This is a genomic window from Streptomyces sp. TAA486 (genome assembly GCF_000426165.1).
Genome location: NZ_KE384503.1, coordinates 413,798 through 435,368, shown reverse-complemented (window position 1 = coordinate 435,368; position 21,571 = coordinate 413,798). Strand labels below are relative to the sequence as shown.

Below are 21,571 nucleotides of genomic sequence, written 5' to 3'. Positions count from 1 at the left end.
GCTGACAACAACAGGCGCAGATCTCGGCAACTGGGACCGGACGTCAACAACCCTCCCACCAGCAGCAGAAGAAGGGTCGCCAGCACCGGAACCCATCGTTGACCGACCTGATAAGGAAGCGGCCGAAGAAGCTCGAATCAGGGCAAGACGATTGCCGCCGGGTCAACGCGGTAGTGGTTGTGGGTCGTCGTCCGTATCAGCAGGTGTATCCGCCGTGTTGTTCGGGGCCAGGGAGCGGATGCGGGGTATCGGTGAGGACAAGAGCCAGAGCAGCGACAGGGCTCCGCCGACAGCGGCGATGAGGAGAGTGGCCCTCAGACCGATGAGGGTAGCGAGCAGTCCTCCGACTATGGCGCCGAGTGGGCGTATGCCGTAGTTGATTGTGCTGTACGCGCCGGCCACGCGACTGCGCATGCCGTCGGGGATCACTGCCGTCTGGAGAGAGTTGAGGTTGACGTCGAACAGCATGACGCCGACGCCGGACAAGAACTCGGCTGTAGCCAAGGCTCCGGCACGGAGCCAGAACGGGCCATCTGCTGCGGCGGTGATGGCGATCGGTGCCGGGAACAGCACCGCGCCCACGAGGATGCTGCGTCCCACGCCGAACCGTCGCGAGATCTTCGGCGCGAACACCGCGCCAAGGAGGGAACCGGTCGCGCCGATCCCGAACGCGATGCCGATCACTCCCGCAGATAGTCCGAGGCTCCGGCTGGCGAACAATACAATCAGCCCGCTGCCCGCGACGAAGGTAAAGAAGTTGACGGTCGCCGCGCATCCGAGCGCCGCCCGCAGCACCCGGTGACGGACGACGAACAACAGTCCCCCTCGGGTACGTTGCAATAGCGAGGGGGCCTCTGCGTTGCCGGAGGCGGCAGGCGGTTCGTCCACCGAAATCCGACCGATCAGGATTGCTGATGCCAGAAAGGTCAGGGCATCCAGAAGGACGGTGACGGGCGCGGTCAGCGCCTGGATCAGAGAACCGCCGATGGCCGGGCCAGCGACATACGATGCGGACCGCGTAGCGCTGAGCTTGCTGTTCGCGTCGACGTAGGACGTGCGTGGCACCAGGCGCACGAAGAAGGGCGGATAGGCGGTGTTGAACAGCACCCCGGCTGTGCCCATCAGTAACGCCACGGCGTACAACTGTCCGAGCGTCACCGCCCCCAACAGGTAGGCAACCGGGACGCTGAGTAGCACTGCGGCGCGTGCCAGGTCGGCAAGGATCATCAGTCGGCGTTTGCTGGCGCGCTGATCGACCCATGCCCCCAGGAAGATTGCGAGCAGGTTCGGGGTCCAGATGAGGGCGGTCAGCCACGCCACTTGGTTGGCCGTAGCGTTCAGGACACTGATGGCGATCAGGGGCAGGGACAGTTCGGTGATCCTGTCGCCGAACTGTGAGACCGACTGACCGGCCCAGAAGCGGCGGAACCGTCGATCCCGCCACAGCGATATCGCGGCGGTCTTGTCCGGGGTACTCACGGCGTCTGCCCGTGCTGCTCGTCGGCATCTTCCGGCAGCACGTAGCGCATGAGCCGGACGCCGCGGCCGTTGGTGGGCCGCTGCGCCGGGACGCGAGTGACATACGGCGCGAGAATGCGCGCGATCCCGTCCTCGATGGCGGCGAGTTCCTCAGCGGAAACGACCACTCTCGTGTTGGCCAACCCCGCCAGCCTGCGCCATGCCGGATCGAGTTCTGGTTCGACTTCAGCAGCCCATCGGCTCGGAAGGTCCGCGTAGCGTAGGAACATCTGCTGCGACAGCACCCGGGCTGCTGACTCACCCTCCTCATCAGCCGGGTCTTGTGGCACCTCGAATCGGAACCCGCGTGCTACTGCCTCCCACCGTCGCTGGCGACGGTCCGCTCCGGGCTCACTGTCGCGGACCAGCCCAAAGCCAGCCAAGTGGCGCAGATGCCAGCTGGTCACCGATGGCGTCGCCCCTACATCAGGCGCGAGTTGCGTGGCGGTCGCCGGCCCATGCCGCTGAAGGTGGTCAAGGATCGCCAGCCGAACCGGATGCGCCAACGCCCGCATGGCTTGCGGGTCAGTGATCTCGAAATCGCCAAAGAGATTGCTGGAGTCCATGACGTGAGAGTCTCCTCTCACAATTCGTGAGAGTCAACTCTCACATCTCTGGTCGACGGCGGTCTGGTCCGTAGCACCTCGTCAGCACCTGGGTACAGCGCGGGGAACGGCGACAGCCGCGGCAAGTCACCTGATCGCGAGCCGAAGTTCGCAACGAGAGGTGTCGCGTCCGTGCCCCTCGCGTGCCCCATCCACCGGGAAGCCACGGGGAACCGCGGTCGCCGCCGGGCAGCACACACGGCAACGGCCCCCGACCAAGTTCCCTGGTCGGGGGCCGAGTTGCCTGCTCTCAGCGCGGAGGCGGTGGGATTTGAACCCACGGAGACATCGCTGCCTCGACGGTTTTCAAGACCGTTCCCTTCGGCCGCTCGGGCACACCTCCCCGCGTCGCCCGCCGTGGCGTGCGACGCGGGGCCAGCCTAGCGAATGGCCGGTGCCGTCACTGATCGCCCTTGCGGGAGCCGAGAGTCACCTCGGTCGTGGATTCCTTGCCGTCCCGCTTGTAGGTGATCTCGACCTTCTCGCCCGGCTTGTGCGTCCAGATCGTGCCGATCAGGGTGGGCCCGCTGTCGATCGTCGTGTCGTCGAGCTTGGTGATGACGTCGCCGGGCTTCAGGCCGGCCTTGTCGGCGGGGCCGTCCTTGGTGACGGCGCCCTGGCCGTTCTCGCCGCGGTCGGAGATGACCGCGCCGCCGCCCTTCTGGTCCATGGTCACGGTGGCTCCGATGACCGGGTAGACGGGCGTGCCGGTCTTGATGAGTTGCGTGGCCACCCGCTTCGCCTGGTTGACCGGGATGGCGAAGCCCAGGCCGATGCTGCCGGACTGGCCCTGGCCAAGCCCGCTGTCGCCTCCGGCCGACTGGATCGCGGAGTTGACGCCGATGACCGCGCCCTGCGCGTTCAGCAGGGGGCCGCCGGAGTTGCCGGGGTTGATGGAGGCGTCGGTCTGCAGCGCGTTCATGTACGAGGCGTTGCTGCCCTGGCCGTCGCTGGAGGCCACCGGGCGGTTCTTGGCGCTGACGATGCCCGTGGTCACGGTGCCGGAGAGGCCGAAGGGTGCGCCGATCGCGATCGTGGCGTCGCCGACCTTCACGTTGGTGGACTGTCCGAGCGGCAGCGGCGCGAGCTTGCGGTCGTCGGCGTTCTTCAGCTTGATGACCGCGACGTCGTACCCCTGGGCCTTGCCGATGACCTCAGCCTCGTACTTCTTGCCGTCGGAGAACGTCGCCGAGAGGCCGCCCGCGTCGGCGGCGGAGGCCACCACGTGGTTGTTGGTCAGGATGTGGCCCTGCTTGTCGAAGACGAAGCCGGTGCCGGTGCCTTGCTCACCGCCGCCCTTGGTCTCGATCGTCACGACGCTCGGGAGGGTCTTGCCGGCTATGCCCGCGACGGACTTGGGGGAGCGGTTGAGCGCCCCGGAGTCCGAGCCGGAGCTGATTGTGGTGGAGGAGCCGTCCTCCTCGTTGGCCACCCACTGGCCGATGCCGCCCCCGATGCCACCGGCCACGAGCGCGCCCACGAGGATCGCCGTGACGAGACCCGTCGAGACGCGCTTGCCGCCCGGAGGCGGACCGGGAGGCGCCGGCGGGGCACCCCACGGGTACTGCGGTCCGCTGGCACCGGGCCCGCCCGGGCCGGCGTCGCCCCCGCCCGTACCGCCGTACGGGGAATGGCCGGGAGCACCGCTGCCCCAGGGACCGCCCGGAGGCTGGGCGCCCTGACCGTGCCCGCCGCCGGGCGTACCGGCGTCGCCGAAGCCGGCCAGCGGCTGCGTGGGCGGGCCGGAGGACGCGGAGGCTGAGGGGGGCGCTGACGGTTCGGGGGGTGCGGACGGTGCAGGCGGAGTGGATTCTGACTTGCTCATGCTCTGCCCCTGACGGTCGGCGGCTTCGGGCTCGGGCGCGCCGGCGGCAGCTTGTTGCGCCTCTCTGTCCTGCACCGTGGGGGGCGTGGGTGCAGGCCCCGCCGCCGGCGTGGCGGCAGCGCCCTCGTTCTCGGTGCTCACAGGTATCTCCTCATCAGCTACACGCCGTCGCAAGCCGGGACGATCACACATTCCGGCATCCGTGTGCACAGGCTTTCCCATCGTGCGTCAGACGGACGTAAGACGCCGCCCGAGCCGGAGAAGCCGTCCCTTACATGCGGACATTACGGTTGCCCCCGAGGCAGACCTCGGCGTCCGCCCCTGCCCGGGTGGCACGATAACCCGGTGAGCAATGACATCAGCCCCGGGTCTCGACTGTCCCCCTCGCGCCCGGTCGCCGTCATCGCACACCGGGGCGCGTCCGAGGCGGCGCCCGAACACACCCTTGCCGCCTATCGCAAGGCGATCGAGGCCGGCGCCGACGCCCTGGAGTGCGATGTGCGGCTCACGGCTGACGGGCATCTCGTGTGCGTGCACGACCGCCGGGTCAACCGCACCTCCAACGGAAAGGGCGCGGTCTCCGCTCTGGAGCTCGCCGAGCTGGCCGCCCTGGATTTCGGCTCCTGGAAGAAGGAGGGCAAGGACGAGGACCCGTACGAGTCACCGGACCAGGAGGCCAGTGACCGCACGTCCGTGCTGACCCTGGAGCGCCTGCTCCAGCTGGTGGCCGACGCCCCGCAGCCCGTGGGTCTCGCCATCGAGACCAAGCACCCCTCGCGCTGGGCCGGTCAGGTGGAGACCCGGCTGCTGCAGCTGCTGGAGAGGTACCGGCACGTCGTCCCGTCCGTGCGCGTCATGAGCTTCTCCGCGCGCTCCCTGCACCGCATACGATCCGTCGCACCGCACATCCCGACCGTCTACCTGATGCAGCTGCTGCTGCCGAGGCACCGGGACGGGCGGCTGCCGCCCGGTGTGGCGATCGCCGGGCCGAGCCTGCGCATCCTGCGTGCGCACCCCGAGTACGTGGAGCGTGCCCACCGGCTGGGCAACGAGGTGCACGTGTGGACGGTGAACGAGCCCGAGGACGTCGAGCTGTGCGTGCGCCTCGGTGTGGACGCCGTGATCACTAACCGGCCACAGGAAGTGCTCTCGCAACTGCGCTGAGGCACCGAATTGTCGTCGTGGTGTTACGTGCGACACACGGCGCGCGCTGCGGCGGGTGTCCCGCACGGCCCAATTCGCCCTCTTTCCATGCCTCTTACCTGCGGTGCACCGGGCATTCTCCCTGTATTCGATCCCACAGAATGCGTCAAGCAGCCCTGCGTGGCCGGTTTCCGCCAGACGTTCGGTGGGCATTCATCGAATTGGCGTGGGGCAAAGGAGGTCTCGGGGGTGGCGTTGGTTATGGCACAGAACGTGCCTGCTTCGTCGACGATGGCCGTGCCTCACGGCCCAGCCGGAGTAGGGGCCGCACGACGCAGGATGCGCGCCGACCTGCTCGCCGGCGGAGCGGCGGAATCCGTCGTCGACGACGCGGTTCTGATCCTCTCCGAACTGCTCAGCAACGCCTGCCGGCATGCGAGGCCGCTGAGTCAGGACGATTCCGTACGGGCCAGCTGGAACCACGGCGGCGACGGTGACGTGACGATTTCCGTCACCGACGGCGGTGGTCCCACCCGGCCCCTTCCCGCCACCCCATCGGTCAGTGCACGAGGCGGCCGCGGTCTGGCCATCATCGGTGCGCTCGCACGTGATTGGGGTGTGCGAGAGGAACGGCACGAATTCAGGGGCGGAATACGGCAGTCGGAGACCGAACCGTCGAGGGGTGTCACCGTCTGGGTGGTACTGGCGGCCGGTTCCGGCGTCGCGCAGCGTCTGGTGGCGGACGGCCTGGCATTCGACATGGCGGCGGCCGACGAGGTGCACTGAGCCGGCATCGAGGGCACCGGGCCCGACGCTCGATGTCGCTGCCGCACCTCGTCGCGGCCCGTCGCTGCCCCCTGCCCGCCTCCCGGGGCACGCGGCGCCGACACGCGGAACTCCTTACGCACCGGGGCTCACCGGCTAGGCTCGCGGCGACAGTTGGCGCACGTTCCCCTCGCGGGCAGGCCCCGGTCGCCCGCCCCGGACACGCGGTCCGAGCGCCCAACGCACGCCGGTGCAACACGGATCGAGCGCCGGCGCCACAGACGAGCAGACCGACCGGACCGAGCAAGGACACCGGCTGCCGAACGGTCCCGCACCGGACCCGACGCAGACCCTCCCGACCGCAGACCTGGAGAACCGCACGCCATGGCCAAGAAGCGCCGCCCCCAGTCCAAGGCGACAGCACCGCAACTCGTCGACGGGGAGGTCCCCGTCGTCGGCGCGCGCGAGCCCTGCCCCTGCGGCTCAGGGCGCCGCTACAAGGCGTGCCACGGACGCGCGGCCTCGCACGCCGTCACGGAACTGGTGCAGCGCCCCTTCGAAGGCCTGACGGGAGAGCCCGACTGGATCGCGCTGCGCGAACTCGTGCCCGCCGCCACGGCACCCCTCACGCTCAAGGGCGGCCTGCCCGAGGGCGTCCCCGCCGTGACACTCGCGACGGTGCTCCCGATGGCCTGGCCCGCGCTGCGCCGGGACAACGGCGAGGTGCTGCTGGGCCTGCAGAACGACACCTCTTCGGGCGACATCAGCCGCGACCTGGCGGACACCCTCACCCGCGCCTTCGACACCGAACCCGGCTCGCCCGTCGACGCGGGACGGCCGTCACCGGACGGCCCACGGCTGCAGGATCTGCTCGATCCGAAGGCTCCTTTCGACCCGGAGGTGCACAGCGGCTTCGAGTTCTGGCTGGGGGACGGCAGCGACAGCGCGACGGGTGAGGTCGCCGCTTCCCTGGAGCGGGCCAATTCGGCCGCGATCCCGACGGCCCGCCTGGCGGTGTCCGATGGCGCGTACTGGTGTGAGACGCCCGAGAAGAATCACCTGCGTTGGGTGATGACACACCCGGAGGAGAAGCTGCTCGACGCACTGGCACGTCTGCACGCCGCGGGCGCCTCCTCACTCGGTGACGACACCCGCCTCGTGGGCTCCTTCCGTGCGCACGGCCTGATGGTGCCCGTATGGGACCTGCCGAGCGGCATGACCTCGGAGGACTGCGAGAAGCCCGCGGCGGGGTTCAACGAGCGGCTGTCGGAGGCGCTCTCCAGCGGTGCGGCGCTGACGGCGGACGAGCGGCGCGCGCGCAGTGGCCTCATGAACCGGCAGATCACTCTGAGTTGACGGAGTAGACCGTTCCGCAAGGAGCCGAGGGAGAAAGTGTGACGTGACACCCGTCACAGCTGGCTCGTGAATGCGCATACCGGCAGGTAAATCAACGTCCGGATCTGCGCGATCGAATTTGCCAACGGCGGATCTCTTGTTACCTTTCTAGGAGCCCGGTCGCTGGTGCATCCCCCGTCGCCAGCGACCGGGTTCTTGCATGTGCGGGCCCGGCGCGGATGCCACGCCTCCCCAACTCGCTCAGCGTGCAAGGGAGTTGCTCGCCGAGCGGAGCAACATCCGGTCCCCGTCCGCGGAGCCCGCCTCGGCGATCGCCGCGTACGGACGGCCGCCCGCACGGATCCGCTCCCGAGGCGTCTCGCACACATCCGAACGTCCCCCCGCAGACATGGCGCAGTCCGCGCTCAGAGCGCTCCCGTCGGGGCGCGTGAGCGTGAGCGCAGCGCTCAGCGGCGAGCCGGTGGCGTTTCGGTAGTACGTCCGCGCCCACTTGCGGCCGCCCTCCGACATGACGCAGGTCTGCGCCGACAGCCCTTCCGGGGTGCTGAGTTCGGGTCCGCACGACGCGGACGCCCCGCGCACGCGCTTCCCGTCCGCGGCCTCCCCCTCCGCGGACCCACGGGAGCGGGCGGCGTGTGCCGTACCGCCCCCGACCGCCGGACGGTGCGACGCGGATGCGGAGGGAGCGGGCGCGGCCGCCGCCGGGCCGTCGTCAGGAGCGGCGGCGGGCCCGGCCGTGGCCGCCGCGATGGGCAGCGCCACGGCGAGCACGACCGTGCACGCGAGGGTGATCAAGGAAAAGCGCGACGCCGACGCAAGGCAACGCGGCTGCTGCTGAAGCATGGGGGAGGGCTCACTGCCGGGAGAGGGCGGACCGGTGCCCGGCCGGGATGGGCCTGTGTGTGCACCGGAGACGATGAACCGAACATATCGGGCGGAGGAGACCCGCTCCCCCGCGAGAGCGTCCATTCCCCCTACAGGGCCTGCCAGTTCGTACCCGTACGAGTGACACGGACCGGCCGCCCCGCACCGCGCTCGAGCGGGCAGGGCGGCCGGCACCGGTCTCAATACGTAAGGCTCGTCCCCGAATCGGGCGCCGTGGCGCTCGCCTCGACGAGGACGTCGAGCACGCTCTCCATGCGGGGGAGAAACGGAACAGCGGGCGTGAGGCCACCACGGCGTGCGCCGCGCGAGGCGGCGCGCACGGCGCCCCTCCGGGGCTTGCGGCCCGCGTCGTCCTGCACATCCGCCGCCACGGGCTCCCGCTCCCAGCGCACGCGCCCCGCGCCCGTGTGGGACGGCGGCAGCGCGATGTAGCCTCCCTCGCCGTGGAACCGCAGCGAACTCGGCACCCAGTCATGGGCGTAGAGCCGCTCGCCGAGCTCCGCCAGGCCGTACGGGGCTACGAGAAGCGTGAAGCGCGTGGGCGTCGCCACGACCGGTCCGAGCCGCTGCCCGCGCCGGTCGAGCTCGGCGAGCGCGTGGGCGCCCGCGATCGCCGGGAGGCTCAGCGCGGAGGGCGCACGGCCGCCGGTGGCCAGAATCAGCGGTGCGGCGGGCCTGTTGGTCCACCACCAGTGGACCATCCGCGGATCCGTCGTCGCGGCGAGGAGCACCGGGTCGAAGGGGTGGGCGCCGGGTACGACACAGTCGGCGTCGGGACACGAGCAGACCGCGCTGTGCGGCCGTTTGGAATGGTTCGCACCGCTGGGGGACGGGGACGAAGGAGGGGTAAGGGTCGCTCCGGGCAGTACGGGCCACTCCCAGTGGGTGGCACAGTGCAGCGCCGCGTTACGCAGCGATGACCGGTTCATGCGTCGCCTTCCGAGGATCTCGCGCATTTGCGCTCGTTCCTTTCCGTGAACGCCAACAGATCGTCCCGACAGAGATCGTTCAGCCCATCACAACACGTCACTCACTACTCACTGCGCGTAGGAAAACCGCGGTCATACCGTAAGCCGAGCGTGAAACACGGCGGTGGACCACTCGACGTCCGAGCTCGTGCGCCCTGCCGCCACCTGTGCTGGTGCCCTCGAAACCGCTTGGTATTGCGCCTGTGCTGGCCGTGCTGGCTGTGCGTGTCCGCCGAACCGGAAAGGGGGAGGCCACTGCCTCATAAGACGCGCTGCTCCCTCACCGGGTTCCGTACCCGCGACAGCTGTGCCGATGCTCCGGCCTGCACTTCCTCACCATCGTGGAAGCGAGCAGATGTGCGGGGCTGCTCCAGTCGACAGCAAATGCCGTCTCTCAGAGGCGATTTTACGCCAACCTCCTGCAACCGCAGCCCGCCCCCCTTAAGTCAACAACAGCACACGGACACCATTCGTAGTGCAAGGCTGATGCTGGACATCCTGTTACCGCTACGTGTACATCTTGTGCATTGGCAGCGGAGCAGCGTGACATGGGGGTTTGCGATGCAATGCAGAGAGAGGAACCGAGGCGGGAGAACGCTCCCATGAGCGCCCCGCAGCGGTCGAAAGTGGCCGGATTCAAACCCGTGATCTCCCCGCCACAGCAAACTGCGCCCCCCGCTTCCGACGCGTCCTCGGAGCAGCTCGCCGCTGTTCACGACCGGTTGGCCAGCTGGGTCACGGACCTGACGACCCTTCAGGAACTCGCTGAACGGCTGTCCGGCACCGCCACGCTCGACGACGCGCTGCGCGAGACGCTGCGTGCGGGCGCCACCCTCGTCGGGGCCCAGCGCGGGCTCGTCGCGCTCGAACCCGTCGACAGCGAAAGCCCGGAGCGCACCATCGGCCTCGGGCTCGGTCGCGCCGACATCGGCGAACTGGAGACGGTGCCGCGCAACTCGTCCTCCTACGCGCGGATCCTCGACGGCCTCCCGTCCGTCCCGGAGCCGACCGACGGCATCCGCGCGCGCGACGCGGGCGCCGCCCCGGAGGAGGACAGCGATCTCGTCCCCGGCAGGGGCGAGGACAGGGGCTATCCCGAGATCACCCACCCCGACATCGCCACCGACGACACTCTCGACCCCCGTCACCGCGAGGTCGCCGCCCGCCTCGGCTACGCCGCGAGCTACGCGACGCGCATCGCCACCTCGGACACCCCCCGCATCGGCGCCGCCGTCTGGCTCTACGACGAACCCGCCGAACCGACCGCCCGCCAGCGCCATCTGCTCGGCCTCTACCTCCGCTGCGCCAGCGAGCAGATCGCCCGGCACCTCGAACTCGCCCGCACGCGTGCGGATCTCACGGCGCTCCGGGAGGGCCTGCTGCCCAGCCGGCTCCCGCGGGTTCCCGGCGTCACGATGGCCGTGCGGCACCTGACCGGCCCGCGCGGCGGGGGCGACTGGTACGACGCGCTGCCGCTGCCCGAGGGAGCCCTCGGGCTCTCCGTCGGTGGCGTCACGGGCAGCGGCCCCGGCACGGTCGCGGCGATGGGGCGCCTACGCGCGTCGCTACGCGCGTACGCCGTGATGGAAGGCGAGGACCCTGTCGCCGTCCTCTCCGACCTGGAGCTGCTGCTGCGCCTGACGGAACCCGCGCGTTCCGCCACGGCGCTCTTCGCCTACGCCGAGCCGTCGGTGCGCCGCGTCCTGCTGGCCGGCGCCGGCCACTGCCCGCCGCTGATCGTCGGGGATCACCGCACGGAGTACGTCGAGACGACGCTCTCCGCGCCGCTCGGAATGCTGGCCTGCTGGGAGGCGCCGAGCGTCGAGCTGTCGCTGTACGAAGGAGAAACGCTGCTTCTGTACAGCGACGGGATCCTGCACCGCACCGGCGAGGAGATGGACCGGGCCTTCGCCCGGCTGCACTCCGCCGCCGCGTGCGCGCCGCCCGCCGCGCGGTCCGATCCTGAGGCCCTCGTCGACCATGTGCTGCGCACGGCCCTCCCGGCCGGTGAGGCATCGGGCTCCAGCGGCAACGGACAGCCGGGCCACCCGGGCAGCGATGCCGAGGACGTCGTCCTGCTCGCCGCACGCTTCTGAGGCGGAGCCTGCGCCGGCGCCGGGTGCCTCCCCCGGCCACGGCCCCAGGCCGTCGTTGACCAGCTTCCGCGCGCCCTCGGGCCCCCATACGATGGAAAGCGGTCGAAACACCGGAATCAGGAGGCAGACGTGGCGGAATCCGCCGACGAGCAGCCGATCAAGCAGCGGAAGAACGGCCTCTACCCGGCCGTTTCCGACGAGCTCGCCGAGAACATGAAGACCGGCTGGGCCGACACCGAGCTGCGCGGACTCGAGCCCGTCCCGCAGGCAGGGCACACGGCGGACCGGCGTGCCCGCCTCTCCGCCCGCTTCCCCGGCGAACGACTGGTGGTGCCCGCGGGCAACCTCAGGACCCGCTCCAACGACACCGAGTACCGCTTCCGTGCGTCCGTCGAGTACGCATACCTCACCGGCGACCAGACGGATGACGGCGTACTCGTCATGGAGCCGGACCCGGCGGGCAGCGGACACCAGTCCACGCTCTACCTGCTTCCGCGTTCGAACCGTGAGAACGGCGAGTTCTGGCTCAACGGCGAGGGCGAGCTGTGGGTCGGCCGGCGCTACAGCCTCAGCGAGGCCCAGCAGTTGTACGGGATCCAGTGCGCGGACGTCCGCGAGGTCACCGCCGATCTGCGCGAGGCCACGGGACCGGTGCGTGTGGTGCGCGGCTACGACGCCTCGGTGGAACAGGCGCTCACCGACAAGGTCACCGCCGAGCACGACAACGAGTTCCAGGTCTTCCTCTCCGAAATGCGCCTGGTGAAGGACGAGTTCGAGATCGGCGAGATGGAGAAGGCCTGCGCGTCGACAGTGCGGGGCTTCGAGGACGTCGTGAGGGTGCTGGACAAGGCCGAGGCCACGTCCGAGCGCTACATCGAGGGCACGTTCTTCCTCCGCGCCCGCGTCGAGGGCAACGACGTCGGCTACGGGTCGATCTGCGCCGCGGGCCCGCACGCCACCACGCTGCACTGGGTGCGCAACGACGGCGCCGTCCGCTCCGGCGAACTGCTGCTGCTGGACGCCGGAGTCGAGACGCACACGCTCTACACGGCCGACGTCACACGGACGCTGCCGATCGACGGGAGCTTCACGCCGCTCCAGCGGAAGATCTACGACGCGGTCCACGAGGCTCAGGAAGCGGGCATCGCCGCCGTCAAACCCGGCGCAAAGTACCTCGACTTCCACCTCGCCGCACAGCGCGTCCTCGCCACGAGGCTCGTGGAGTGGGGCCTGCTGGAGGGGCCCGTGGAGCGGGTCCTCGAGTTGGGCCTCCAGCGCCGCTGGACGCTGCACGGCACGGGCCACATGCTCGGCCTGGACGTGCACGACTGCGCCACCGCGCGACGCGAGAGCTACGCCGAGGGCACGCTGGAGCCGGGCATGTGCCTGACCGTCGAGCCCGGACTGTACTTCCAGCCCGACGACTTGACAGTGCCGGAGGAATACCGCGGAATCGGTGTACGCATCGAGGACGACATCCTCGTCACCGCGGACGGCAACCGGAACCTCTCGGACGGACTGCCGCGCAGCAGCTCAGACGTGGAGTCCTGGATGGCGAACCTCAAGGGCTGACCCCCGCCGGGCAAGGGCCGCCGGTGCCGCACAGCGGCGCCGGCGGCCCGGTGAGGCAGGCGGTACAACCGTTTCCGTACACGGATCGTCACATAGCGGGTCCGGAATCGGGATCGCGTGCCTAACCTTGCACGTGTCCGGCATCCGTCGTCGACGGGGGGAGGAGAGCTCAGGGTGGTCACGCTTCAGTTCCGGCCCCGGCTGCTCGCGGCGCTTCCCTTCATCGCCATGGGCATCGTCGCGCTCGTCGACATCACCGCTGGCCCCTCGATCGGCTTCCTGCCGATGATGGCGCTGGGTCCGGCGTTCGCGGGGCTCATCGGCAACGTACGCCGCAGTGTGGTGATCGGCGCGGTCGCACTGGGACTGTCGCTGGTGCTGAGCATCTTCAACTCCCAGGTGGACGACCGCCGCGGCTACACGACCCTCATCTCGGTGGGGGGCGTCGCCGTCGCCGGTGTCGCCGCGACGTCGATGCGCAAGCGGCGCGAGGCCGAACTGGCCAGCGTGCGCTCCATCGCGGAGGCCGCGCAGCGCGTACTTCTGCGCCCGGTGCCGCGCAACGCCGGTCAACTGCGCGCCGCCGTGTCCTACACCTCGGCGATGGCCGACGCCCGTATCGGCGGTGACCTGTACGAGATGGTGACCTCGCCGACGGGTGTGCGGGTCATAGTCGGCGACGTCCAGGGCAAGGGACTTGAGGCCGTGGAGACGGCGGCCGTCGTGGTCGGCGCCTTCCGCGAAGCCGCGTTCGACGAACCGGACCTGATGGCGGTCGGCAAGCGCCTGGAGAGAGCGCTCGCCAGGCACCTGCTCGGCGAGAAGTTCGTGACCGCCGTGCTGGCCGAGGTGCGGGAGCGGGACGGTGCCACACTCCTCAACTTCGGCCATCCCGCGCCGCTGATGATCCGTCCCGACGGCTCCGTGGACTACGCCGAACCCCCGGAACGCGCCATGCCGCTCGGGCTGGACCTGGAGGACGGACCGGCACCGGTGCCGCACCAGGTGCCGTTCGTGCCAGGCGACCAGATGCTCTTCTACACGGACGGGGTGAGCGAGGCACGTGACCGCGCCAACCGCTTCTACCCGCTCGAGGAACGCGGCGACCTGCTCAAGGACCCCGATCCGGACGCGGCGCTGACGGCCGTGCGACTGGACCTCGCGGATCACATCGGCGGCCCGCCGCACGACGACGCGGCGATGCTGCTGCTGCGCTACCGGGGCCAGTAGCGCGGCCCCCGCGTTCGGTCGCGGACCGCTTGCCTGTGCTCCCGGGTCCCGGGCTCGGCCGGCTCACCTCGAAGCGAGACCTCACCCGGCCGCGAGCAGCCGGCCCCCGCCGCTCTTTGCCGCACGGGTGCCGCTTCCCGGGCCGCCGTCCGCGTGCTGCCACTTGAGGGTCCTGTCGAACGTGACGACGGCTCCCCCGCGGCCCGGACGGTTCCGGACGCGTACGTGGTCGGCGAGCGACTCGATCAGGAACAGGCCGCGTCCGCTCTCGGCGTCCAAGGGCACACTGGGCGACAGCGCGGACGTGTGGAAGCCGGGGCCGGAGTCCGCGACCTCGATGCGGCAACGGTCGCCTTCGAGGTAGGTGGTCACGCAGTAGGCGTCCGAGTGTTCGCCCCGGCCGTGCTCGACGGCGTTCGCACACGCCTCGGAGAGCGCGATCGACAACTCGAACGAGACCTCGCTGTCCACCCCGGCGCTGTCCATGGCATCAAGCAGCAGCCGCCGGGCGAGCGGCACGCTGGCAGCTTCGCGCCTCAATTGGAGACACCACCACATGCTCATGCTCAACCCTCCACAGGCCGAGGCTCGACGGTCGGCACCCGAAGGGGCCAGCCCGGCCATGCGCATACGTATTGCCGGTTGTGCGGGCAGTACGCACCCGTGTCTGCTCATCCCGTCCGTTCGGAGGACGCGACACCGTCCGGCTGAGCCGTTCTTCTCCTGCGCACGGACGGAAGACGCAGGATTCCGGGCGTTTCGACCCCTGGAGGATGCGGGGGCGGTGACGGTGAGATGATGACGCCGCCATGACTGCCGGGGCGGATCTCAGACTCGCACGGGCCGCGGTGTTCACCGCGGTCTGCGTGACCTTGTCCGCGGCCGGTCACTCACTCACGGGCGGGCACAGCATGCCGCTGTGGACGCTGGGGCTCGGCTTCGCGGTCGTCTTCGCGGTGGCGGCGCCGCTGGCGGGGCGGGAGCGGTCGCTTCCGGGGATAGCCGCGCTTCTCACGGCAGGCCAGATCCTGCTCCACACCCTGTTCGCCTGTGGACGCCAGGTCACCGGGGCCGCCGCGACGCCGGCGGGCTCGCCGCACGGGACCCATGCGGGCAGCGAGGGGATCGAGTTGCGGAGCCTCGCCGCACGGCTGCTGTGCAACGAGCAGTCCCCGGGGCGCATGAGCGACGCGCGTGCACGACAAGTGGTCTCCGACGCCGGGCTCGACGCCGGGCGGCTCGGCGGTCACGCGGGGAACGCAGGTCATACGGGGAACGCCGGGCACGGGTCCCATGGGAGCTTCGCCGATCACGCCGGCCAGGCTGGTCACGCGGGGCACGAGGCGGCCGGCAGCGCCGCGGCCTCGGCAGACACCCCGCTGGAGTGCCTGCGCACCGCCGCTCACGCCGCCGTGAGCCTGATGGACGGCCCGATGCTCCTGGGTCACATCCTCGCCGCCCTCGCGCTCGGCTGGTTCCTGCACCGCGGAGAGGCGGCGCTGTGGCGGCTGGTCCGGCTCTCGGCCCGCACCGCGCGCGAGGCCGTCCGGCACGTAAGGGCGTCACTCGGTTCCGCGCTCGCCCATGTACGGGACCGGCGCAGCGGTCCGATCCCGGAGATGCCGGCGCGTACCGGCTTCCTGGACGCACATCTGCACGGCACGGCTCGTTCCGTGCTGCTCCAGCATTCGGTCAACAGGCGTGGTCCGCCGCACGGGACGCAGCAGGAGAGCTTCGCACTCGCGGCCTGACGCACGGCGCCCCAAGGACGGAACGACGGCGTGCGCGCTCGCCGCGCACCCAGTCATGTACCCGATACATCCGTCATGCGTTCCGTCCTGTCGTTCAGGAGCAACCACCATGCAGACCAGAACGCGCCGCCGCCTGACCGCGGTCGGCGCCCTCGCAGCCACATCCGTACTGCTGTGCGCGGGGCCCGCCTTCGCGCATGTGTCCGTCGACCCCGAGACCGCCGCGCAGGGCGACTACAGCGTTGTGAACTTCAAGGTTCCCAACGAGCGCGACGACGCCTCGACGACGAAGCTCGAGGTCAACCTTCCCGAGAAGCACCCGCTCGCGTCCGTGATGCCGCAGCCGGTGCCCGGCTGGGACGTCAAGGTCACCAAGTCCAAGCTGGACAAGCCGATCGAGATGCACGGCGAGAAGATCGACGAGGCCGTCACCAAGATCACTTGGACCGGCGGCGAGGTGAAGAAGGGCGAGTTCCAGCAGTTCCCCGTCTCGATGGGCGAACTGCCCGAGGACACCGACCAGCTCGTCTTCAAGGCTCTCCAGACCTACGACGACGACCAGGTCGTGCGCTGGATCGAGGAGACCAAGGAGGGCCAGCCCGAGCCTGAGAACCCGGCTCCGGTGCTGAAGCTGACGCCGGCGGCGGCCGGCCACTCCGACGCCAAGGGCGGCGACGCCGGAAGCTCGGAGAACGCCTCGGCGGAGAGCAGCACCTCGGACGACGCCTCGAAGGCCGGCGCGGGAACGGACAACACCGCTCGCGTGCTCGGCATCGTCGGCATCATCGCCGGAATCGCCGGCGTCGCCTTCGGCGTGCTGGCCGGACGGCGCCGCAGCTCCTAACCGGACCGGTCCGGGCGCCCGTGTCCACGCGGTACGGGCGCCCGCCTCCCCGGTCGCCCGGTCCGCGCGGCGAGCCCCGGAGCGGGGCTGCGGCCGTGCGGCGTCAGCGCTGCGAAGCAGCGACAAGTCAGAAAGCCAGTGCTCTATGCGTAACACCACAACCATCCGCGCCGCGGCGCTCGCCCTCGCGAGCGTGCTCGCCCTGGCGGGATGCGGCAGCAGCGGCAAGGAAGGCGGCAGCGACAAGGCCGTCGCCTCGGGCGCGCCGCAGAAGAAGGGCGGAGTCGTACTCGACCAGCCCTTCGAGAAGCCGGACCTCACCCTCACCGACACCAAGGGCGAGGAGTACGACCTCATCGAGGAGACCAAGGGCAAGCCGGTGCTGCTGTACTTCGGCTACACCCACTGCCCGGACATCTGCCCGCTGACGATGAGCAACATCGCCGTGGCCAGGTCCAAGCTGACGGCGGAGCAGAAGAAGAAGCTGAAGGTCGTCTTCGTCACCTCCGACCCCAAGCGCGACAACCCGAAGGAGCTGGGCAGCTGGCTGCGCGGCCAGGACCCCTCCTTCACGGGCCTGACGGGCGACTTCGACACCATCCAGGCAGGCGCGCGCACGGTCGGCGTCAGCATCGAGCCGTCGTACAAGAAGAAGAACGGGGACGTCGTCTCCACGCACGGCGCGCAGCTCCTCGCCTTCTCGCCCAAGGACGACAAGGCGCACGTCATCTACACGGAGGGCAACTCCACTCCGCAGATCCTGAAGAAGGAACTCCCCGACATCATCAAGGGGGAGAACCCGTGACACGCACTTCCCGCGGACGGCGCTTCGCGACCCTGCTGCCTCTCGCGACGGGACTGCTCGTGCTCAGCGCGTGCGGCTCCGGGCAGGAGCCGGCTTCCGATTCGGGGGGCTCCCGGCCGAAGCTGTCGGTGAGCGGCGCCTACATGCCGCAGCCGGTCACGAAGGACATGGCGGGCGGCTTCCTCACCGTGAAGAACACGGGCGGTACCGCCGACAAGCTGACCTCCGTCACGAGCGGCTCCTTCGGCGAGGCGCAGCTCCACAGGACCTCGGATCAGCAGATGCAGCGCGTGAAGTCCCTGAAGGTGCCTGCCAACGGGACTCTCCGTCTGAGCCGGGGCGGAAACCACATCATGTTCCTCAATCCGGAGCGCAAGCCCGTGAAGGGCGAGAAGGTGCCGGTGACGCTCCACTTCAGCAAGTCAGGCGACATCAAAGTCTCGATGCCGGTCGAGGCGACGAACTTCGTACCGAAGAGATGAGGGACTGACCCGTGCCGCTCACCACCAGGCGTCCCCGCCCGCGTCCGCGCGCCACCGGGCGCCGCGCCACACCCGCCGCGCTGCTCCTCGCGCTGCTGGGCACGACGCTGTGCGCGCTGCTCGCCGTGGTCGGTACCGCCGCCCCGGCCGCGGCCCACGCGGTACAGACCGACAGCACACCGGCGGAGGGCCGGGTGGTGAGCAGCGCGCCCAAGCAGGTCACCGTGACCTTCTCCGAGGGCGTCTCGATGTCGGACGGGTCGATACGTGTGCTCGGGCCGGACGGCAAACGCCTCGACACCGACAAGGTCAGGGATGTGCCCGGCAAGGCGAACACGCATTCCGTCGGCCTGAAGCCCGACGGCCCGAAGGGCACCTACACCGTCGCGTGGAAGGCCGTCTCGGACGACAGCCACCCCGTCGCCGGAGCGTTCACGTTCTCCGTCGGCCACACGTCGGCGACCTCGGCGAACATCGAGGACGAGAGCCAGGCGACGGGCGGCGGACCGGTCGGGACGCTCTACCAGGTGAGCCGTTACGCCGCCTACGCAGGCTTCGTCCTGCTCGTGGGCGGAGCCGCGTTCGTCCTGGTGTGCAGGCCGGAGAGCGCCGCGGTCCGGCGGCTCCAACGACTCGTGGTGACGGGGTGGCTGACGATCACCGGCGCCACCCTGCTGATGCTGATGCTGCGCAACGCCTATACGAGCACCGGAGAGCTGAGCGAGGTCTTCGACCTCGGCGGGCTGCAGGACGCGCTCGGCTCGAAGCCCGGAGCCGCCCTCGCCGCCCGGCTGCTGCTCCTGGGAACGGCCGCAGTGATCATCTCGGTGCTCTTCGGCCCGTACGCGAACGACCGGGACGAGCGTGCGGCGGAACGACCGGACGAGGAACACGCCGACGGCACGGCGACGTCCGACGCGAAGCACCAGGCCGGGTCCGAGGAGGAGCGGGAAGAGGAGCCCGGGGCGGAGGACGAGGAGGACCGCGGCCGCGACGTCACGCTGGGGCTCACCCTCGGAGGCGGCGTCGTGGCCGTCGGGCTCGCGGCGACATGGGCCATCGCCGAGCACGCGTCCACGGGTCTGCAGCCGCAGATCGCGATGCCCGTCGACGTGGTCCATCTGCTGGCGGTAGCCACATGGCTGGGCGGGCTGGCCTCCCTGCTGACGGTCCTCCACCGGGGGCCGTCCCCGGAGCGCGTCGTCGTGCAGCGCTTCTCGCGGGTCGCCTTCGGCAGCGTGCTGGTGCTCGCGGTGACGGGGCTGTACCAGTCCTGGCGGCAGCTCGGCACGTTCACTGCGCTCACGGGTACCTCGTACGGGCGACTTCTGCTGGCGAAGGTGGGCCTCGTCGTCCTCCTCATCGGTCTCGCATACGTCTCCCGGCAGTGGACGGCACGACTGGGTGACGTGCGCCGGCACGCGGGCACCGACGTCGCGGCCGGCGAGGAGGCCGCCGCACGGGAGAAGGCACCGGCAACCGTCGGCGCTGCGGCGAGCGCCGGCACCAGCGCCAGGACGGAGGCCGACGCGGGCGCCCGCACCGGCGAACCGGCCGAGGACACCGCCGGCACCACGGGATCCACCGCACGGACTGCCCAACTCGCCCGTCAGCGCGCAGCCGTGGCCCGCGAGAACCGCAGGAAGGCCCGCGAAGCCGACCCTGAGCGTGCCGGGCTGCGCCGCTCCGTACTCGCCGAGGCCAGCGTCGCGGTCGTGCTGCTCGTCGTGGCGACGGTCCTCACCGGCACCGAACCCGGCCGCACGGAAGAGCTCACGAAGGCCGGCGGCACCCCCGGCGCGGCCACGGGTCAGGTACGGGACGGACTCACCATCAAGCAGAAGATCCCCTTCGACACCGGCGGCCGGAACGGCAAGGGCACTGCCCTGCTGTGGATCACACCAGGCCAGGCGGGCGGCAACTCCCTGCGGATCATCACGAGGGACGCCGACGGGAAGCAGCTGCCGACCGAAGAGGTGAAGGCCTCGCTCACCCTCCCCGAACAGGATCTCGGCCCGTTCAAGGTCGAGTTCGAGAGGATCAACAAGGCGAAGGGCCGGTGGCGTTCGGAGACGATCCAAATGCCGGTGGCGGGACGGTGGAAGGCCTCCGTCACCATCCGCACCTCGGACATCGACCAGGTCACCGAGAGCAAGACCATCCAGATCGACTGACCCGGGCACCGGTCGCGGAGACGAACCACACATCCGCAAATGGACGAACCTCGTGAATGCCGGAACGTTTCCAGAGATATAGCTGAACAGCAGCAGGACGACGTACGAGCGCCGGGCACCACACGGACAGAAGCAGGTGCACGCATGAACGGGCGCTGTGCGCGCCCCGCTCCAGCACACACGCCCACGCCGGACGACGCCAGGAAGCAGCGATGACACAGCACGACCACGAACCCCAGGGCGTCTCACGCCGCCGACTCGTCAGCACGGTCGGAGCAGCAGGCGCCAGCGGTCTGGCCGTCGGCGCCACCGGCGGCGCGGTCGCACAGGCCGTGGCCCGGGACAGCCGGGCCGCCCCCACTCCCCTTGCGTCCGTCGGCTCGACGCGCGTTGCCTTCCACGGAAAGCACCAGGCCGGCATCGTCACGCCGCTCCAGGCCGTCGGTCACCTGGTCGCCTTCGACCTCGTCGCCGGCGCCCGTCGCAAGCAGGCCGCGGCGCTGCTGAAGCGCTGGTCGAGGACGGCGCGCGAACTCATGGCGAACGAGTCGACCGCGAACTCGACGGGCATCTCCCTCGACGCCGGGCCCTCCTCGCTGACCATCACCTTCGGCTTCGGCCGTTCCTTCTTCTCCCGCACCGGCCTGGAGAGGCAGCGTCCGAACGAACTGACCCCGCTCCCCGACTTCTCCGGCGACGTCCTCGACAAGGAGCGTTCCGACGGCGATCTGTGGGTGCAGATCGGCAGCAACGACGCGCTCGTCGCCTTCGACGCACTGCGCGAGATCCAGCGCCAGGCGGAGGGAACGGCACGGGTGCGCTGGCAGATGAACGGCTTCACACGGACACCGGGAGCCACCCGCCGCCCGATGACCATGCGCAACCTGATGGGGCAGGTCGACGGCACCAACAACCCCAAGCGCTCCGAAGCGGACTTCAACAGACGGATCTTCGTACCCGCCTCGGGGTCCCCGGCGTGGATGGCGAACGGCTCGTACGCCGTCGTGCGCCGCATCCGGATGCTGCTCGACGACTGGGACAAGAGGTCGCGCAAGGAGCAGGAGAGGGTCGTCGGCCGCCGCAAGTCCGACGGTTCCCCGCTCAGCGGCGGCAACGAGGACACCGAGCCCGACCTGGAGAAGCGGGACGCCGACGGCTCCCCCGTCATCGCCGCCGACGCCCACTCGCGTGTCGCCGCCCCCGAGACGAACGGGGGTGCGGCCATGCTGCGACGCCCCTTCTCGTACCACGACGGCTTCCGCGACGACGGGGCTCCGGACGCCGGTCTGCTCTTCATCGCCTGGCAGGCGGATCCGCAGCTCGGCTTCGTGCCCGTGCAGCGGAAGCTCGACCGCGGCGACGCGCTCTCGCGCTTCATCCGGCACGAAGCCAGCGGCCTGTTCGCCGTTCCGGGCGGCCCGGCCAAGGGCGAATACGTCGGGGAGCGCCTGCTGGAGGGATGACCGCAGCGCGCGTCCTCCGGAGGATGACCGCAGCGCGCCGGGACGGCCTGTCCAGGGTTGTCGTCCCGGCGCGTTGCTCTGTTCTCCTC

General features: G+C 70.2%; 18 protein-coding genes and 1 tRNA gene. 12 read left to right on the top strand and 7 right to left on the bottom strand.

Annotation, left to right across the window (positions count from 1 at the left end; translation table 11 throughout):
- Positions 1-162 precede the first annotated feature (162 nt).
- The 4 genes from I004_RS0129715 to I004_RS0129700 all read right to left on the bottom strand — a co-directional run bounded on the left by I004_RS0129715 (position 163) and on the right by I004_RS0129700 (position 4,089).
- Positions 163-1,479, bottom strand: a complete 1,317-nt coding sequence (locus tag I004_RS0129715; RefSeq protein ID WP_028438453.1) for an MFS transporter — start codon at positions 1,477-1,479, stop codon at positions 163-165.
- Entirely contained in the window at positions 1,476-2,084 is a 609-nt protein-coding gene (locus I004_RS0129710) for a helix-turn-helix domain-containing protein (protein ID WP_028438452.1), read from the bottom strand. Before I004_RS0129710 ends, I004_RS0129715 begins: the two co-directional genes overlap by 4 nt.
- Before the next feature lie 295 nt (positions 2,085-2,379).
- Positions 2,380-2,466, bottom strand: a tRNA-Ser gene (locus I004_RS0129705).
- A 57-nt stretch (positions 2,467-2,523) separates the two neighbouring features.
- Positions 2,524-4,089 (bottom strand): trypsin-like peptidase domain-containing protein, encoded by a 1,566-nt coding sequence (locus I004_RS0129700; RefSeq protein WP_028438451.1) that lies wholly within the window; start codon positions 4,087-4,089, stop codon positions 2,524-2,526.
- A gap of 204 nt (positions 4,090-4,293) precedes the next feature.
- Here I004_RS0129700 and I004_RS0129695 point away from each other — a divergent pair, with 204 nt between their 5' ends.
- The 3 genes from I004_RS0129695 to I004_RS0129685 all read left to right on the top strand — a co-directional run bounded on the left by I004_RS0129695 (position 4,294) and on the right by I004_RS0129685 (position 7,212).
- Positions 4,294-5,112: a glycerophosphodiester phosphodiesterase gene (locus I004_RS0129695; protein ID WP_051345581.1), complete on the top strand. Its 819-nt coding sequence runs from the start codon at positions 4,294-4,296 to the stop codon at positions 5,110-5,112.
- A gap of 240 nt (positions 5,113-5,352) precedes the next feature.
- Positions 5,353-5,877 carry an ATP-binding protein gene (locus I004_RS36985; RefSeq protein ID WP_078511915.1) on the top strand — a complete coding sequence of 175 codons (525 nt, stop codon included), beginning with the start codon at positions 5,353-5,355 and terminating at the stop codon, positions 5,875-5,877.
- A gap of 363 nt (positions 5,878-6,240) precedes the next feature.
- Positions 6,241-7,212, top strand: a complete 972-nt coding sequence (locus I004_RS0129685) for a DUF5926 family protein (protein WP_028438448.1) — start codon at positions 6,241-6,243, stop codon at positions 7,210-7,212.
- Between the two features lie 240 nt (positions 7,213-7,452).
- Here the strand turns inward: I004_RS0129685 and I004_RS0129680 are convergent, their stop codons facing one another.
- Together I004_RS0129680 and I004_RS0129675 are read right to left on the bottom strand one after the other, a co-directional pair.
- Entirely contained in the window at positions 7,453-8,007 is a 555-nt protein-coding gene (locus I004_RS0129680) for a hypothetical protein (RefSeq protein WP_028438447.1), read from the bottom strand.
- A gap of 269 nt (positions 8,008-8,276) precedes the next feature.
- On the bottom strand, positions 8,277-9,053 hold the full coding sequence (locus I004_RS0129675) for a bifunctional DNA primase/polymerase (RefSeq protein WP_028438446.1): 777 nt from the start codon (positions 9,051-9,053) through the stop codon (positions 8,277-8,279).
- 614 nt (positions 9,054-9,667) lie between these two features.
- Here I004_RS0129675 and I004_RS0129670 point away from each other — a divergent pair.
- From I004_RS0129670 to I004_RS0129660, 3 genes are all read left to right on the top strand, one after another.
- Positions 9,668-11,161 carry a PP2C family protein-serine/threonine phosphatase gene (locus tag I004_RS0129670; protein WP_486580628.1) on the top strand — a complete coding sequence of 498 codons (1,494 nt, stop codon included), beginning with the start codon at positions 9,668-9,670 and terminating at the stop codon, positions 11,159-11,161.
- 129 nt (positions 11,162-11,290) lie between these two features.
- A complete protein-coding gene (locus I004_RS0129665) occupies positions 11,291-12,733 on the top strand; it encodes an aminopeptidase P family protein (protein WP_028438444.1) in 1,443 nt (480 codons plus the stop codon).
- 228 nt (positions 12,734-12,961) lie between these two features.
- Positions 12,962-13,963, top strand: a complete 1,002-nt coding sequence (locus I004_RS0129660) for a PP2C family protein-serine/threonine phosphatase (RefSeq protein WP_051345597.1) — start codon at positions 12,962-12,964, stop codon at positions 13,961-13,963.
- Between the two features lie 81 nt (positions 13,964-14,044).
- Here I004_RS0129660 and I004_RS36980 read toward each other — a convergent pair whose 3' ends face one another.
- The gene (locus I004_RS36980; protein WP_078511914.1) at positions 14,045-14,527 is read right to left on the bottom strand and encodes an ATP-binding protein; all 483 of its coding nucleotides are present in this window, start codon (positions 14,525-14,527) and stop codon (positions 14,045-14,047) included.
- Between the two features lie 245 nt (positions 14,528-14,772).
- On the opposite strand from I004_RS36980, the gene I004_RS0129650 reads away from it, so the two are divergent.
- The 6 genes from I004_RS0129650 to efeB all read left to right on the top strand — a co-directional run bounded on the left by I004_RS0129650 (position 14,773) and on the right by efeB (position 21,482).
- Entirely contained in the window at positions 14,773-15,714 is a 942-nt protein-coding gene (locus I004_RS0129650) for a hypothetical protein (RefSeq protein ID WP_028438442.1), read from the top strand.
- 109 nt (positions 15,715-15,823) lie between these two features.
- Positions 15,824-16,558, top strand: coding sequence for a YcnI family protein (locus I004_RS0129645; RefSeq protein WP_028438441.1), 735 nt, complete (start codon positions 15,824-15,826; stop codon positions 16,556-16,558).
- Positions 16,559-16,703: 145 nt separating this feature from the next.
- The gene (locus I004_RS0129640) at positions 16,704-17,363 is read left to right on the top strand and encodes an SCO family protein (protein WP_028438440.1); all 660 of its coding nucleotides are present in this window, start codon (positions 16,704-16,706) and stop codon (positions 17,361-17,363) included.
- Positions 17,360-17,845 (top strand): copper chaperone PCu(A)C, encoded by a 486-nt coding sequence (locus I004_RS0129635; protein ID WP_028438439.1) that lies wholly within the window; start codon positions 17,360-17,362, stop codon positions 17,843-17,845. Before I004_RS0129640 ends, I004_RS0129635 begins: the two co-directional genes overlap by 4 nt.
- 11 nt (positions 17,846-17,856) lie before the next feature.
- Positions 17,857-20,019 carry a copper resistance protein CopC/CopD gene (locus tag I004_RS0129630; protein WP_028438438.1) on the top strand — a complete coding sequence of 721 codons (2,163 nt, stop codon included), beginning with the start codon at positions 17,857-17,859 and terminating at the stop codon, positions 20,017-20,019.
- 212 nt (positions 20,020-20,231) lie between these two features.
- Positions 20,232-21,482: an iron uptake transporter deferrochelatase/peroxidase subunit gene (gene efeB, locus I004_RS0129625; RefSeq protein WP_028438437.1), complete on the top strand. Its 1,251-nt coding sequence runs from the start codon at positions 20,232-20,234 to the stop codon at positions 21,480-21,482.
- Positions 21,483-21,571 lie beyond the last annotated feature (89 nt).